The organism is Kineococcus deserti, from assembly GCF_050871945.1.
GTDB lineage: Bacteria > Actinomycetota > Actinomycetes > Actinomycetales > Kineococcaceae > Kineococcus.
This window is the reverse complement of record NZ_JBJLSI010000029.1, coordinates 1-14243: the sequence shown is the minus strand read 5'-3', so window position 1 is coordinate 14243 and position 14243 is coordinate 1. Positions and strand designations below refer to the sequence as shown.

Annotated in this window: 19 protein-coding genes; 11 read left to right on the top strand and 8 right to left on the bottom strand. The window is 71.0% G+C overall.

Going from position 1 to position 14243, the window contains the following annotated elements; all coding sequences use genetic code 11:
* Window positions 1-147 precede the first annotated feature (147 nt).
* Window positions 148-609, bottom strand: coding sequence for an HIT family protein (locus ACRYR2_RS19025; protein ID WP_432564457.1), 462 nt, complete (start codon window positions 607-609; stop codon window positions 148-150).
* A gap of 222 nt (window positions 610-831) precedes the next feature.
* On the opposite strand from ACRYR2_RS19025, the gene ACRYR2_RS19020 reads away from it, so the two are divergent.
* From ACRYR2_RS19020 to ACRYR2_RS19010, 3 genes are all read left to right on the top strand, one after another.
* Entirely contained in the window at window positions 832-1083 is a 252-nt protein-coding gene (locus ACRYR2_RS19020) for a hypothetical protein (RefSeq protein WP_432564456.1), read from the top strand.
* Between the two features lie 16 nt (window positions 1084-1099).
* Window positions 1100-1231 (top strand): hypothetical protein, encoded by a 132-nt coding sequence (locus ACRYR2_RS19015; RefSeq protein ID WP_432564455.1) that lies wholly within the window; start codon window positions 1100-1102, stop codon window positions 1229-1231.
* Window positions 1232-1334: 103 nt separating this feature from the next.
* The gene (locus ACRYR2_RS19010; protein WP_432564454.1) at window positions 1335-2129 is read left to right on the top strand and encodes a hypothetical protein; all 795 of its coding nucleotides are present in this window, start codon (window positions 1335-1337) and stop codon (window positions 2127-2129) included.
* A 94-nt stretch (window positions 2130-2223) separates the two neighbouring features.
* Here the strand turns inward: ACRYR2_RS19010 and ACRYR2_RS19005 are convergent, their stop codons facing one another.
* From ACRYR2_RS19005 to ACRYR2_RS18995, 3 genes are all read right to left on the bottom strand, one after another.
* The gene (locus ACRYR2_RS19005; protein ID WP_432564453.1) at window positions 2224-3114 is read right to left on the bottom strand and encodes a hypothetical protein; all 891 of its coding nucleotides are present in this window, start codon (window positions 3112-3114) and stop codon (window positions 2224-2226) included.
* Complete coding sequence (locus ACRYR2_RS19000; RefSeq protein ID WP_432564452.1) at window positions 3111-3410, bottom strand: RNA polymerase sigma factor; 300 nt, start codon at window positions 3408-3410, stop codon at window positions 3111-3113. The genes ACRYR2_RS19005 and ACRYR2_RS19000 overlap by 4 nt, the downstream gene beginning before the upstream one ends.
* Before the next feature lie 145 nt (window positions 3411-3555).
* Window positions 3556-4374 (bottom strand): hypothetical protein, encoded by an 819-nt coding sequence (locus ACRYR2_RS18995; protein ID WP_432564451.1) that lies wholly within the window; start codon window positions 4372-4374, stop codon window positions 3556-3558.
* Between the two features lie 137 nt (window positions 4375-4511).
* Between ACRYR2_RS18995 and ACRYR2_RS18990 the strand changes: the two genes are divergently transcribed.
* Window positions 4512-4934, top strand: a complete 423-nt coding sequence (locus ACRYR2_RS18990) for an NUDIX hydrolase (protein ID WP_432564450.1) — start codon at window positions 4512-4514, stop codon at window positions 4932-4934.
* A 48-nt stretch (window positions 4935-4982) separates the two neighbouring features.
* Here the strand turns inward: ACRYR2_RS18990 and ACRYR2_RS18985 are convergent, their stop codons facing one another.
* A complete protein-coding gene (locus ACRYR2_RS18985) occupies window positions 4983-5384 on the bottom strand; it encodes a hypothetical protein (RefSeq protein WP_432564449.1) in 402 nt (133 codons plus the stop codon).
* 202 nt (window positions 5385-5586) lie between these two features.
* Here ACRYR2_RS18985 and ACRYR2_RS18980 point away from each other — a divergent pair, with 202 nt between their 5' ends.
* Both ACRYR2_RS18980 and ACRYR2_RS18975 read left to right on the top strand, forming a co-directional pair.
* On the top strand, window positions 5587-6762 hold the full coding sequence (locus ACRYR2_RS18980) for a hypothetical protein (RefSeq protein ID WP_432564448.1): 1176 nt from the start codon (window positions 5587-5589) through the stop codon (window positions 6760-6762).
* Between the two features lie 95 nt (window positions 6763-6857).
* Window positions 6858-7298: a YdeI/OmpD-associated family protein gene (locus tag ACRYR2_RS18975; protein ID WP_432564447.1), complete on the top strand. Its 441-nt coding sequence runs from the start codon at window positions 6858-6860 to the stop codon at window positions 7296-7298.
* A 236-nt stretch (window positions 7299-7534) separates the two neighbouring features.
* On the opposite strand, the gene ACRYR2_RS18970 is transcribed toward ACRYR2_RS18975, so the two are convergent.
* The gene (locus ACRYR2_RS18970; RefSeq protein ID WP_432564446.1) at window positions 7535-7951 is read right to left on the bottom strand and encodes a hypothetical protein; all 417 of its coding nucleotides are present in this window, start codon (window positions 7949-7951) and stop codon (window positions 7535-7537) included.
* Between the two features lie 356 nt (window positions 7952-8307).
* Window positions 8308-8976 carry a TetR/AcrR family transcriptional regulator gene (locus ACRYR2_RS18965; protein WP_432564445.1) on the bottom strand — a complete coding sequence of 223 codons (669 nt, stop codon included), beginning with the start codon at window positions 8974-8976 and terminating at the stop codon, window positions 8308-8310.
* A gap of 77 nt (window positions 8977-9053) precedes the next feature.
* Between ACRYR2_RS18965 and ACRYR2_RS18960 the strand changes: the two genes are divergently transcribed.
* The 4 genes from ACRYR2_RS18960 to ACRYR2_RS18945 all read left to right on the top strand — a co-directional run bounded on the left by ACRYR2_RS18960 (window position 9054) and on the right by ACRYR2_RS18945 (window position 12706).
* A complete protein-coding gene (locus tag ACRYR2_RS18960) occupies window positions 9054-10532 on the top strand; it encodes a flavin-containing monooxygenase (RefSeq protein ID WP_432564444.1) in 1479 nt (492 codons plus the stop codon).
* Window positions 10529-11389: an alpha/beta fold hydrolase gene (locus ACRYR2_RS18955; RefSeq protein WP_432564443.1), complete on the top strand. Its 861-nt coding sequence runs from the start codon at window positions 10529-10531 to the stop codon at window positions 11387-11389. Before ACRYR2_RS18960 ends, ACRYR2_RS18955 begins: the two co-directional genes overlap by 4 nt.
* A 62-nt stretch (window positions 11390-11451) precedes the next feature.
* Window positions 11452-12501: a zinc-binding dehydrogenase gene (locus tag ACRYR2_RS18950; RefSeq protein WP_432564494.1), complete on the top strand. Its 1050-nt coding sequence runs from the start codon at window positions 11452-11454 to the stop codon at window positions 12499-12501.
* A gap of 25 nt (window positions 12502-12526) precedes the next feature.
* Window positions 12527-12706, top strand: a complete 180-nt coding sequence (locus ACRYR2_RS18945; protein ID WP_432564442.1) for a hypothetical protein — start codon at window positions 12527-12529, stop codon at window positions 12704-12706.
* An 82-nt stretch (window positions 12707-12788) separates the two neighbouring features.
* On the opposite strand, the gene ACRYR2_RS18940 is transcribed toward ACRYR2_RS18945, so the two are convergent.
* Window positions 12789-13310, bottom strand: coding sequence for a DUF1801 domain-containing protein (locus tag ACRYR2_RS18940; RefSeq protein WP_432564441.1), 522 nt, complete (start codon window positions 13308-13310; stop codon window positions 12789-12791).
* A 731-nt stretch (window positions 13311-14041) separates the two neighbouring features.
* Here ACRYR2_RS18940 and ACRYR2_RS18935 point away from each other — a divergent pair.
* On the top strand, window positions 14042-14243 hold a 202-nt coding region (locus ACRYR2_RS18935; protein WP_432564440.1), incomplete at its 3' end, for an ATP-grasp domain-containing protein.

Sequence of the window (14243 nt, the reverse complement as noted above, 5' to 3'; positions counted from 1 at the left end):
CGAGCCGTGCATGACCTGCCTCCTACTGGACGGACATCGGCGGCGAGACCGCGAGGTCGACGGCCTCCTGGCCAGCGGGATGACCGTGACGTAGCCACGACGCGGCAGGACCCCGAACAGGTCAACGAGTCCTCGGGCGCCGGACGGTCAGTCGCCCGTGCCGCGAGCAGAGACAGACCTGACCTCGTAGGCGTCGCTGTCCAGGCGTTGCCTGTCCCGGTCCAACGTCTTGGGAAGGCTCTCGACGGGCCAGCCGTCTCCGGTGTAGCGGGGCATGACGTGCAGGTGGAAGTGGAAGACCGTCTGGAAGGCGGCCTCGCCGTCACACACGTTGAGGTTTATACCCTCCGGGCGAAACGACGAGCGGCGCAAGGTGCGGGCCAGGTCGTGAGCCACCGCCCAGACGTGACCACCCGTGCTCTTGTCCAGGTCTTCCAGGCCCACCGCGTGACGGCGCGGCACCACCAGGAGGTGCCCCGGAGTGACGGGGTAGCGGTCCATGAAGGCCACGACGGTCTCGTCCTCGTACACCATGCTGGCCTCGGCCTCGTGCCGTGCGATGGCGCAGAAGATGCACTCCTGCGCCATCGCAGTCGCGGTCTGTGTCATGGGGCGACGGTTTCAGTGCGGCGAGCCGGGGTCTACTCGTTTGATGATCAGGTGGATCTGCTGGTGGAGAGCTCTTCGCCAGGACCGCGCCGACGTTGGCAGCTCAAGTCACGCCCAGCGCGGGATGACCGCGACGTTGTCCGAGGGCGTCCTGGTGACCAAGCGCTTCGGTCGTGGAGAAAGTCGGCCGTGAGGTGCCGGCGCTGGCTAGGGTCGGGCGCCATGAGCCGTTACGCGCTGGATGCGCCGACGCTGCTGCACATCGTCTCCGGCGAGGTGTCGGTCCACCCCTCCCACCAGCTGGTGGCACCGAATGGAATCCGCTCCCAGGCGCTGACCTTGCTGCTTGCAGCGGTCCGTCGCGCCGAGGTGGACGAACGAGAAGCGCTGGACCGCCACGACCGGCTGACCCAGCTGAAGATGCGCCTGCTGGGAGACCGGGTTTCCCATCGCCTGGCCTGGGACATCGCCTGAGCGGGACTGGGAGACCATGGCCGAGGCGGAGTACCTGGCGGTGGCCAAGCTGCAAGCCGATGCGTTGGTCACCATCGATCCGGCGATGGCGCTGAAAGCACAAGGCGTGGTGTCGGTGGCGGACGTGTCCGCGTTGACCGTCCGGTAGCGATCGCAGCGGCCCAGGCCCCGAGGAAGCAGCAGGCGAACAAGTCCGCCGAAACTCTCTACGCCTCGACGATCGCGCGCCACGCGGGATGACCGTGAAGTAGGTGAAGGTCGTTTGGTGCTCGGACTGCAGCTCGCTCATGCTGCTGTCGCCAGCCCCGCGACTGATCGAGGACGGAGCGGTGATGGACCAGACTTGGGAGCCGGCCGCCTCCACCTTGGGAGTCGTCACGCGGCTTCCGCTGCCCGCGGCCGTGCAGGACCTGTTGTCGAGCCTGCAGCCACCGCAACCGCAGGAGCACCGTCGTGCGCGCCGAGGCAGCACGGGCGCCAGCCCTCTCCTTGAGGAGGATCCACCCCGGCGCGCTGAGGAGCTCGACTCCGCCGTGTTGCAGCAACTTCCTCAGGTGGGTGCCGTGCACTTGCACGATGCGGACGGACGAGCGCTGCAGCCGCTGTGGATCGGTGCCAACGCCCGGCGAGCAAGCCCTATCCCGGCGGATGTGCTGGCCGGACGCTCACCGCGCCAGGTCGCTGAGCGATCTGCCGTGCTGCGCCTGCTGCTGGTCCCACACGGTCTCGAGTTGTTTGGGCTCATCCGGGCCGAGGCCTTGAGCCGGGGGATCACCCAGATCTCGTGGTCGTTCGGCCCGAACATGCCGACGCCGCCGCCGGAGACGGCCCGCCGTCGCCTGAGCGGGGACTGCACGCTGGTCGACGTGCGTGGCCATCTGGTCGTGGTGAGCTACGCCAGTCCCGCTGGCACCACGTTGAGTTGGCGAGGTCGGCGTGCGGGGATGGCCTGCTCGGTGAGGTTGCAGACGCCTGTCGACCCGGTGCTGGCGGTGCAGCGACTGGCCCAAGACGATCTTCTGCTGCCGGCAGCTGCCCAGGCCTGACCGTGGGGGAGGCGCCTGATGGCTGCCCGCCCCCGCCGATACCGCGCAACCTCCGCGGGATGACCGTGAATCTGGTGCTGAACTTCCAGGCGGCTCAGGCGGGGCCGCCGCCGGCGATGACGACGCCGTCGGCATCGACCGCCTCCCACCTGATCTCGGCCGCTGCCTCCTGGTCAGGAGTTCGAGGGCTGGCCCACCACATCCCGTTGGCGACGACGGCGGGGAAGGCGACACCGTCGGGCGTGGTCACGGTGACTGCCGCGACCTGCGGGCTGGCGTATCCGAAGAAGGACGTGAACACCGACCCGTCGGCTGCCACACCCGGTCCGCCGGTGGCCACGCTCTCGGAGACTGCCTTCGGCCCGCCATCACCGGAGATCACCTGCCCGGCGACCTGCGCACCGGGCAGGTGTGAGCACAACCAGTCGCGGCCTTGGTTGTCGCGGATTCCCACCGCCTGGGTCAGCGCACTTCGCGCGGCGAAAACGGTGGTGTAGCCACCCCCGCCTCGCCTGCCCCCGGGGCCGGCGGAGACGAATTGCTGAGCGCAGTCGTCGGCGAGGTCGATGAACTGCTGGGGTAACAACATCGACGACATCGACGACGACTCTCCGTCCGGCAACTCCCCATCACCTGCGGGAGCGACCGGGTGCACCTGCGCATCATCGTCGCTGACCGCTGCGGTGGTGGGGCCCGCCGGCACGATCCGCACGCTGGGGCCCTCACCACTCCACGGCGCCCAGCTCAGCCCGGCGGCCACGAGCGCGCTGGCGGCGACCGCGCCCAGACCGCCGCTGATCAGCCGGGAGCGGCGACGACGCCGGGCGGCGGCGGTCAGGCGCTGCTGGTGGCGCTGCCAGTCCTGGGCCGAGGCGCTCTGGTGGATAGTCGCGGCGCGGGCGGCGACCGCATCCAGCGCGGTCTGCAAAGCCGCGTCGCCAGCGGTGCTGCCATCGCTGTTGCGGTCAGTGTCGGAGGTGGTCATGCCAGACCTTCCAAAGCGGTGGCCAGGCCGCGCTGGGCGCGGGAGATGAGGGACTTCGCTGTGCCTGAGGGCATGTCGAGGGCGGCGGCGACCTCAGCGATGGGCAGGTCCAGCCAGTACCGCAAGATCAGGACTTGGCGTTGCCGGTGCGGCAGTCGCTGGACGGCGGTCAGCAGGTGGTCGACGCGTTCGGCGCCCAGCAGCCGGGCCAGGCGGACCATGGCGCGGAAGTGCTGCTCGAAGAGGGCTCGATAGCCGTCGCAGTCCAGGGTCGACGAAGCGCGATCACCAGGCATCGGCTCGTGCGTCCGCGGGCTGGCGGTGACGTCGTCGGCTCTCACACTCTCTAGACGCCTCACACAGGGAAAGGTTGCAGATGCCTCCTCAGCCGGTCACTGCGCACGAGACGCGGGATGACCGTGACGTGCTCCGTGCCTGAGGTCAGGCGTTGAGATGGTCGGCGAAGGCGGACAGCTCGTCGTCCTCGCCGACGGGCCAGGCCTCCAACGCTGGTACGGCCAAGACGGCTTCGATCAGCTCAACCGGACCGGCGATGAGGGTGGAGTCGAAGTCGATCTCGCTGGCCAGGCACCAAGACCGGTCCGCCGGCCACAGCAGGTTCGGTGACTGCGGGTCAAACCACTCGTCGGTGACCTGGTCTCCCATGTCGAGGGCGGCGTGCAGCGGACCGGTGAACAGCAGGTAGTCCCGTCCCGGCAGCAACAATCGGGAAGCGTCCAGGGCTTGCTCCAGCACGTCGGGCGTGGCCGCACGGGCAGGTGCCGGCGGCTGCGGGCCGCCGGCGGGGGAGAAGGTTACGAAGGCGCTGGCTCCGGTGAGCCAGCCCCAGCCCTCCCACAGCGCGTGGTGGCAACCCTGTTCGCCGGTGAAGGGCGCCAGGACGTCCAGCAGCGGACCCAGCGCCTGCGGGGCCAGGGTGCCGCGCTGGACCTGGACCTCGTCCCAGCGGCCTTCGCCGGACAGGACAAGCTCTGTGCCGGAGCGCGGGGGTGGGGCGGGGGTGGTGATGGCTTCCCACTGCATGAGGGCGTGTGGAGTGCGGCCGGTACGGGCGCAGACCCCGGCCCAGGTGGTCGGCTCGACCGCGGGCCCGGGTTCGACCGGGTGCAGGACGCGGGCGTAGGCGGGGTAGCCGCGTGGGACGGTGCGGCAGACCGCGCCAAAGCCGCCGCACAGGCGCGGGGCGATCCAGTCACCGGCGGCGGGGTCGGCTGCTGCTTGCAGGCCTTCCATGCTCATCGGTTCATCGTGCCTGCCGCGATCATGAGCCACCAGGACATGGCGGACATCGTCAAGACCGCAAGGGCGACGACCTCCTGGTCACGGGATGACCGCGCACCTGGCCGGGCGTGGAGGGATGATCCAGCGTCGGGCAGATGCTCTATATCGTGCCCGTCGTGGTCTTGGAAGTCGTGGCAGCAGCCGTCCTCGTCGATCAGCGGTTGCTGACGGTCAGCAAGACCGCCGCCGCCCACGTTTTCTACCTGCCCGGCGGCAAACCCGACGCCGGGGAGTCGCCGGAGCAGACCCTCGCCCGTGAGCTGTCGGAGGAACTGTCGACCACTGCCGTCGATGTTCAGCCGTACCTGGTGGTGCAGGCGCCGGCGGCGTTGGAGGCAGTGCCCATGCGGATGACGGTCTACCGCTGCGGGCTCGCCGCGCCGCCTCGGCTGGCCGCTGAGCTGGCCGACTGCCGCTGGATCACCGGCGCAGGCCTACAGGCTCCAGACGTCCTGGCCCCGGCTCTGCACGACGTCCTGGTTCCCAGGCTGGTGCGGGACGGCTTGCTGGCTGCTTGACCGGCCGCGCGGCCAGCGGGATGACCGCGACGTGGGCCGCACCGCAGTTCAGCGGGTCAGCCGTGCTTGGATCGCGGGGCTGACGTCCACGTCGTGCGACAGCGCCGCCAGCTCGCCGGCCTCGATGCTCACCCCGTGCTCCTGGGCGATGTTCGCCAGGTAGGCCCAGTGCAGTGTCGCCTCTTCCTCGCGAGTGCGGCCTTCGGGTGGCTCATCGGGCCCGACCACCGTGCGCGCGGTCTCCGTCAGGCGCTCCAGTGATTCGTAGGCCCAGATGTTGCTGGGGCCGCTGGAGGACCAGCCGCGGTCATCGAGCAGGGTCAGCCGCCGTCCATCGGCGAGCTCCAGTTCGTGCAGCGCCGAGATGGAGGTGCGGTGATCATTGTTGAGCTCTGCTCCTGCCGTCTCGTTGATGTCGATGGAGGTGATCAATCGCCTGGCGTCGGACACACTTGCAGCCTTGCTCATGCTGGGCCGCCGCGGGCACAGGGGACTCGATTCGCGGACCGCGGAATGACTGGAAGGTCAGTCAGGAGAGGCCCAAGGCGCCCGGTTGTCCTCGGTGGAGCCGGCCACGACCTCAGCCAGCTGCTCGTGCCCCGGCATCGAGTGGCGCGGGCGCTTTCAGGCATCGTGACGGGTCGACGTTGCGGTGAACACCACGCGGACGTTGCCGCAGTCCCTGCGCGCTAGCCGCCGGGTCCAGCAGACTGCCGCCATGGCCATTCCTCACCGCCGTGCCAGCGCCTGCGTGGCAACAGGGACCGTCTTCGTGGGAGCGGTGGCCTGGGCGCTGGCCGCGACGTCCATGACGGCGGTTCAGGCCGCTGAAGCTCGTGCGCTGGGACCTGGGCACACCGCCCAGATGCCGGGTGAGGACGAGTTGGCGTTGCTGGCGCACGATGCACGGTTGGCCGCGATGATCCTCATCGCTGCGGGCCTGGCGCTGGCGCTCACCGCGCTCGTCCGGCGGGCAGCGTTGGCCTGCTGGCTCGGTGGGGTCCTGGCGATGGTGATCGCCAACGCGGCCCTCGGGCCGGTCCTCGACGGTGGCTCGGTGCTGTTGGCCGCGGGTGCTCTGGTGCTGGTGATCGGCGCAGGGGGCGCGGGTGCTCACCGCGTGAGCATCCGGCGACGCCGGGACCAGGAAGCCGGTACGGGCGGGCAGTGGTCTTCGGTGGCAGCGGGTGTCCTGGCCGCGGGGACCCTGCCGGTGCTGGTGGCGCAGGGCGTGGGGTCGCGGCGCTACCGGGAGTGGGTGCCGGGAGATCTGGCGATGGCGAACGTGGTGACGGCTCTGGGACTGGCTGCGGTGGTGGCGGTGGCGGCTGTCCTGCTGGCCCGCAGCACGTTGGACGTGGTCTTGGGGGTGGTGCTGCCCGCTGCGGCGTTGGTGGTCCTGTTGGAGCGCTCGGGGTCGGGGTGGCAGGTGCGTGATGGGGGGTGGGTTTTGGGGGTGGTGTTGGTGTTGGCGTACGCGCCGCTGGTGCTGGCCGCAGCAGCCACCAGCACCAGCACCGGCACCGGCACCGGCACCGGCACCGGCACCGGCACCGGCATCGCGGGGCGGACCGCACGACGGCGTCGCGTCGTTGCCGCCCTCGTGCTGGCCGTGCTGGGTGGGCTGTTCGCCGCGGTGCCCCAGCTCCTGGCCTTGCCGATCGTGGTGGGCGGAATGCTGGGTCTGGTGGTGACGATGCCGGCTGGTGCCTACGTCAACTACGACGGGTTGCCGGTGGTCGGTGGTGGGGTGCTGATCGCGGTGGTGTTGTTCGTTCCACTGCTGGTGTTGCGCGACCGCACGACCCGTGTTGAGGTCCCCGCCTGAAGTCGCCGGCCTTTTCCTACCCTCATGGACGGAATCGGCGTCACACTGCGCCTGGCGACGACGTCACACCAGCTACGGATCCGGGGAGTCGCATCATGAGCGTCACCTTCACCGCCACCCTCGAACTGCACCGCAGGACCGCCACCGGGCTGCAGGTGCCTGCCGACGTCCTGCAGGCCCTGGGCGGGGGCAAGCGCCCGGCCGTCGTGGTGACCTTGGCCGGGTACAGCTACCGGACCAGCGTTGGGGTGATGGCAGGCCGCGCGCTGGTCCCGGTCAGCGCCGAGGTCCGCGCCGCTGCCGGCGTCGCGGCGGGTGAGGAGCTGGAGGTGAGGCTGGACCTGGACACCGCCCCGCGCACGGTGCAGGTTCCCACCGACCTCGCGCAGGCCCTGCAGAGCGCCGGGGTGCGGACTGCCTTCGACGCGCTGTCCCCCTCGGCGCGCAAGGCGCACGTCACTTCGGTGGAGGGGGCCAAGGCCGAGGCGACGCGTATCCGGCGCATCGAGAAGGTCGTCGCCGACCTCGCGGGGTGAGCGCGGCATCAGCGTTCTTCTGGGCGCGCCCCAGCCGTGCGCACGCAGATGGGGGCGATCCGGGAGATCGGGACCTGCCGTCGGCTCGGTGGCCCCCCTGGAACCGCGGCGACGGGATGGGGGCGCTTCTCCCGCTCTCCCCGGAAGGCCTGACCTTGCGGTTCCCTGCTGGACTTTCGCGTGGACGGCGGCATGACCGCGTACTGCAGAGCTTCGAGCAGGAGGACAGCGCGCCGTCAGCCGTACTGGTGCAGCACTGAATCCGTGGGAGTGCACCCTGCCCAGTCGACGTCGTCCAACGTGTTCGAGGAAGGCGACTCACCGACCATCCCGCCGCCGTCCACGCTTTCGCCGACCTTGCCGAGCAGGCGTCCGGATTCGCTGTGCACCTCCCCTGCAGCGACGTCATAGGTGCTGCCCTTCGGCCACACGATCAGAGCATCACCGTCGAGCAGGCACCACGGCTCAGCCGGGTCCTCGGGCAAGGTCACGGTGATGGAGCCGGCGTTGGCAGGGCTGGAGTTGTGGCGGGTGCCCTCGGTGACGAGCGAGGAGCCGTCGTTGCTGGAACCAGAGCAGGCGGCGATGAGCAGCCCTGCACCAGTCGTGATCAGGACGGCTCGCCTCAGGCTGGACCTCTGGTCACTGTGCACACTTCACCGTAGGAGGACCGCGGCTTCAAAGTACCCGTCTCGCCACATTCGTGATGATCGCAGCGTCGTGACCAACGGCTCGCTCTTCGCCAGATCCGGGCGGTCGTCGACGTCCACGACAGCGTCAGAGCGATGACCACGACGTCACTGACTCCGTTGTTGCCGTGACCGTGGGCCTCACCGGCGTCCTGGCCGACGGGATCGACCTGGTGGTGACCGTGCGAGGCGCAACTGTCCGGCGCCACGAGGTGACCTCGCGCGAACAGCTCGACGCGACGCACCGGACCCGCCCCTGCCGCCGGCCACCCACGGCAACGCCTGCAGGACGTCCGGCCGGTGACCGCGAAGGACTGGGCTCAGCCGTCCTGCGGGTCCCGCGTCCGACGGGGCGCCGGACCCGTGCCGTAGATCGTCCGCAACCAGATGACGAGCAGCACCTCCACGGCGTCATCGGCCGCCAGGGAGGGCTGCTCACCGGCGAAGGCGGAGTGCAGCACGCGCTCGTTCATCCAGTTCAGGGCGACCGCCAGGTCCCGGGCCGGCGGGCCGTCGGGGGCGGTCCCGCGGGAGCGTTCGGCCTCGATCTGCGTGGCTGTCTCGGTGACGAACCGGTCCATGACGCCGTTCCACACGTCGCGGACCGCGACACTCGTGGCCCGGGCCTCGGCCGCGGCGCGTGTCACGGCCAGGTGGGAGCGGAACGGCTGGGCGATCGCGCTGATCACCTGCCGCCAGCGGCCCTCGGTGTCGGGCGCGGGGTGGGCCACGGCGTCGTCGCGGCGCGCGCGGGCCTCGGCGACGACACGGTCCAGCAGGGCCAGGAGCACGGACTCCTTGGAGGGGAAGTAGAAGTAGAACGTCGGCCGGGACAGGCCCGCTCCCCGCGCGAGGTCGTCGACGGAGATGTCGGCGTACGTCCGGTCGCCCAGCAGTCGTTCGGCGGTGTCGAGGATGGCGCGTTCGCGGTCGTCCCCGCGGGTGCGGGGCGTGCGGCGCCCCCGGGCGACGGCGGTGGACTCGCTCACCGGTCCGACTGTACCCACCGACCACTCCTTTCGACACGGTGTTGACAGACTCGACAGGGTGTTGAACGCTGGCGGTCGTGGACAACGGCGCAGCGACCGAACACTTCGACGTCCTCGTCGTCGGAGCGGGCCTGTCCGGCGTGGGAGCCGCCTGTCAGCTCCGCCGCCGCCGGCCCGGCGCGACCTTCGCCGTCCTGGAGGCCCGCGGTACCACGGGCGGCACGTGGGACCTGTTCCGCTACCCGGGCGTGCGGTCGGACTCGGACATGTACACCCTGGGGTACTCGTTCCGGCCCTGGACCGGCGGCAAGGCCATCGCCGACGGCGCCTCGATCCGGCAGTACATCGCGGACACCGCGAGGGAGTTCGGCCTTGACGCACGGATCCGCTACCACCACCGGGTCGTCTCCGCGCGGTTTCGCACCGCGCACGGGCGCTGGACGGTGGTCGTCGAACGTCCCGGCCCCGACGGGGGGACGGAGACCGCGACGCTGACGTGCGGGTTCCTGGTGAGCTGCACGGGGTACTACCGCTACGACCGGGGGTACGCGCCGCAGTTCCCGGGCACCGCGGAGTTCACGGCCGCCGGTGGCCGGGTGGTGCACCCGCAGCACTGGCCGGGCGACCTGGACGTGACCGGCCGGCGGGTGGTCGTCATCGGCAGCGGCGCGACCGCCGTCACCCTCGTCCCGAACCTGGCCCCGGACGCGGCCCACGTGACGATGCTGCAGCGCTCTCCCAGCTGGGTGCTGGCGCTGTCCTCACGCGACCACCTCGCGGACCGGTTGCGCGGCAGGGTTCCCGCGAGGCTCGCGTACTCGCTGGTCCGGGCCAAGCACGTCGCCGTGGCCACCGCCTCCTACCAGTTCAGCCGGCGCCGGCCGGAAGCCGCGCGGCGCTTCCTGCGCGAACGCCTCACCGCCAGGCTTCCGCAGGGTTTCGACGTCGACCGCCACTTCACCCCCCGGTACGACCCGTGGGATCAGCGGGTGTGCTTCGTGCCGGACGGGGACCTGTTCCGCGCCGTCCGCGCCGGGGCCGCCTCGGTGGTCACCGACGGGATCGAGACGTTCACCGCGGACGGCGTCCGGCTCGCGTCCGGGGCCGAACTGCCCGCCGACGTCGTCGTCACCGCCACCGGTCTGGACCTGCTGTTCCTCGGCGGGATGCATCTGGAGGTCGATGGCCGGCCCGTGGACCCGGCCGACCGCGTCGTGTACCGGGGGATGATGCTGTCGGGCGTCCCGAACTTCGCCTTCGCGCTGGGGTACACGAACGCCTCGTGGACGCTCAAGATCGACCTCGTCACCGAGCACGTGTGCCGTCTGCTGGCCCTCATGGAACGACGCGGCCACCGCGTCGTCACCCCCGGCGCGCCCCGCAACCCCCGCCGGCGCCCGCTCATCGACCTGCGGTCCGGGTACGTGCGCCGTGCGGCCGGGCAGCTGCCGCAGCAGGGTGTCTCCGCTCCCTGGCGACTGCGGCAGAACTACCCCGCCGACGTGTGGACGTTGCGGCACCGTCGCGTCGACGACCGCGCCCTGGACTTCTCGTGACTTCCCACCCGTCACAGAGCTTGTTGCTGCGCAACGGGATGCGTGTCCGGTACTGCGCGCGGGGTTCTGGCGACCCGGTCCTGCTCCTGCACGGCATCGGGTGCAGCCTGGAGGACTTCGACGAGCAGGTGGAACTGCTCGCCGACCGCTACCGCTGCTGGGCCGTGGACCTCGCGGGTTTCGGTGGCAGCGACCCGATGCCCGTCCCCGCCTCCGTCCCGCGGCTCGGGGCGTTCGTCGCCGCGTTCTGCGCGCAGGCCGGCCTGGACGGACCCGTGCACGTGGTCGGGAACTCCCTCGGCGGTGCGGTCGCGCTGCAGTTCGCCGTCGACCACCCCGCGCGGGTTCGTTCCCTCGCGCTGGCCGACCCCGCGGGTTTTGGCCGTGAGGTCACCGCGGCCCTGCGCGTCATCACCGTCCCGTTCCTCGCCCGGTGGTTGCTCACCCCGAGCCAGGAGTCCGCGCGCCGCACGTTGCGGTCGGTGTTCCACGACCGCGACCTCGTGACGGCCGACCGTGTCGCCCGTCAGGACGCGCTGAACCGCCGCCCGCACGGCACCCGCGTCATGCACGAGACCGCGCGCGCCCTCGGGACCGTCCTCGGGGTGCGCAGCCGCTGGCGGCGCGACCTCCTGCGGGGCGCAGCCTGCAATCCGGTGCCCACCCTCGTCGTGTGGGGCGAGCAGGACGAGGTCCTGCCGGTCACCCACCTGCGGGCCGCGCGCCGAGCCCTGCCCCACGCGCGGACCCACGTGTTCCCCGCCACGGGGCACATGCCGCAGATCGAGCGGGCGCAGGAGTTCGCCGCACTGCTCGAGGAGTTCTGGCAGACCACCGACCCCGGAGGACGACCGTGACCGCTGCACCGCCCACCCCACCGTCCATCTCCGGACCGTCCACCCCATCGTCCACCCCAGGGCTGCCGCGCACCATGCGCGCCCAGCGCCTGCACGTCCCGACCCGGACGATGACGGTCGAGGAGGTCCCGGTGCCCGAACCCGGCCCCGGGCAGGTCCTCGTCGACGTCGCCTACTGCGGCATCTGCCACTCCGACCTCGGGCTCCTCGACGGCTCGTTCCGCGACCTGCGCGGACCGGAGACGATCACGCAGGGCCACGAGGCGTCGGGCACCGTCGCCGCGCTCGGGGAGGGCGTGACGGGCTGGGCCGTGGGTGATCGCGTCATACCCGCCGCGGGACGGCCCTGCCGCCGGTGCGACCACTGCCGCCGCGGCGACCTCGTGAACTGCGACGACATCCTGCTCATGGCCTTCGCCTACGACGGCGCGTGGGCGGAGTACACCGTCGCCGAGGCCGGCGGCCTGACCCGCGTGCCCGACAGTGTTCCGCTCGACCAGGCCGCCCTGCTCGCCGACGCCGTCTCGACCCCGTTCGGCGCCGTCGTGCACACCGCCGCCGTCCGGCCCGGCGAAGCGGTCGGCGTGTGGGGGGTCGGCGGGGTCGGGACCCACCTCGTGCAGCTCGCCCGGCTCGTCGGTGCCGTGCCCGTCGTGGCCTTCGACCTGGACCCCGCTGTGCGCGACCGCGCCCTCGCCGTGGGGGCGGACCTGGCCCTCGACCCGCAAGACCCGGCGTTGCGCGAGCGCATCGCCGAGGCGACCGACGGCCACCTGCTGGACGTCGCGTTCGACGCCGTGGGCCTGGCGTCTACGTTCGAGCAGGGGCTGGCGATGCTCGCCCCGCGCGGCCGCGTCGTGGGCGTCGGATTGAGCGGGCAGGAGATCTCGCTGGGTTCGTCCCTGTCGTTCAACCTGTCCCGCAAGCAGGCGCTGGGGCACCTCGGGTACCAGAACTCCGACATCGGCACCCTGGTGAAGCTGCTGGCGGGCGGCCGACTCGACCTGTCCGGGTCGATCAGCGCGGTCGTGGGGCTGGACGAGGTCGAGGACGGGATCCGGCAGCTGCACGAGCGGCGGGGGAAGCCGGTGCGGGTGCTCGTGCAACCTTGACCCGGGCGCAGATCAGGTGTGTGGGGTGGTGGTCGCTGAACGGGAGTCGGCCTCGCCGATCATGACGGTGGCGGTGTCGGTGCACCTGCGCGATGACACCGAGATCCAGTTGCCCGCGCTGGCTGGTTTCGCGGTGGATGGGCGCAACCGTGGAGTACAGCGTCTGGCGCAGGCCGCTGAGCAGCGCCGATTCGGTGGGAACTGATCGGGTGCTGCGCTGAACGGACGGGCGCGAAACGCGGGATGAGCGGTACCTCACACAGTGACCGGCGCATCCGGCGTCGTTGTCAGGGCTGCTCGTCGCCTCGTGAGCTGCTGGGTTCAGTGGTGAGTGGCGAGGTGGGTGCGGTCTTGGCGACCAGTTCCGCGATCTGCTCCCACACTTCGTCGGTCGCCTCCTGCGTCAACGCGTACGAGGTTGGCCACAGGCCTGCGGCCTCGTCCAGCTTCGCCTCGGGGCTGAACCCGAGTGTGGAGTACCGCAGCTTGTCCATCTGCCCGCTTCTGAAGAAGCACACGACTTTTCCTCCTCGGGCGTAGCCGGGTTGGCCGTAGTACAGCTTCGGCGCCAGGTCTGGCGCCGCCTGGGTGACGACCTGGTGAACGTGCTCGGCCAAGGCGCGGTCGTCAGCCGGCATCTGCGCGATCTTGGCAAGTACGTCGGCCTCGTCGGCGGCCGCTTTGTTGACCGTTCGAGCGCGCCGGGATTGGGTCTTCAGCTCAGAGGCCCGCTGCTTGATCGCGGCGCGTTCCTGTTCGGAGAGATCCGCGTCCCGGCCGGCCCCGGGCATTTCCGACGTCGACGTCATCACTGCTCCCGTCTCTTGCGCGACCGCTGCGTCAACGGCCGATCTCCCAGCACGCTAGGGCCGCGGCAGCAGGAAGTGCTTCTCGCATCCTGACCACTCGGCCATCACCATGTCCGGGTCGTTGCCGGCAGCTCAGGACCACGCACTTTGCGGAATGACCGCGCGGGTCGAGGGGTGTACCGCCGGTGGGCAGCGGGGAAGCCGGCAATCGGCTGGACGGCCAGCCTGGTGATCGGCCAGCGTGGCTGGGGTGTCCCGTGCCCTGTGCGTCATCGCGCAAGCCACCACTGTGGCGATGCGCCTGGCCCCGGGCCGCGGGGATCGTCGCCTGTTCCTGTCCTACGCCGGGCAGGTGCCGTTGGCGGCCGAGTTCGACTCTCTGACCTTCTGGATGGCTGACGCCTACGCCGCCCGGCTGCAGCTGGCCGGGCTGGCGCCGGCGCTGGCCGCGCCGGCCTGGGACTGGCTCAGCGGCCTCGACGCTGATCTGCTGGGCCGGCAGGTGGTCTCCACCACGCTGGACCAGGTGCCGGCCGGGCGGATGTTCCTCAAACCGGCGCTGCTGAAGCTGGTCGGGGCACCGGCCGGGGTCTGGAACGTGGACGACTTCCGCCGGGCTGCGCTGGCTGACGGGGCCGACCCGCGGCTGCAGGTGCAGTACAGCCGGGAACTGCTGGACCTGGACCACGAACACCGGTTCGTGGTCTGCGAAGGGCAGGTGCTGACCGGTAGTGCCTACCGGGTGGCGGGGCGGGCGTGGAGCCCGTCGCTGCGCTCAGAGCGCTCAGAGGAGGCGGCCGCGTTTCGCTCGCCACGCCGTGCGGGTGCTGGGGTCGGAGTGCCCGTCGGTGTGCGCGTTGGACGTGGCCTGGGATCGCGGGAAGGATCGGTGGCTGGTGGTGGAGGTCAATCCGCTGTGGGCCTCGGGTCCGT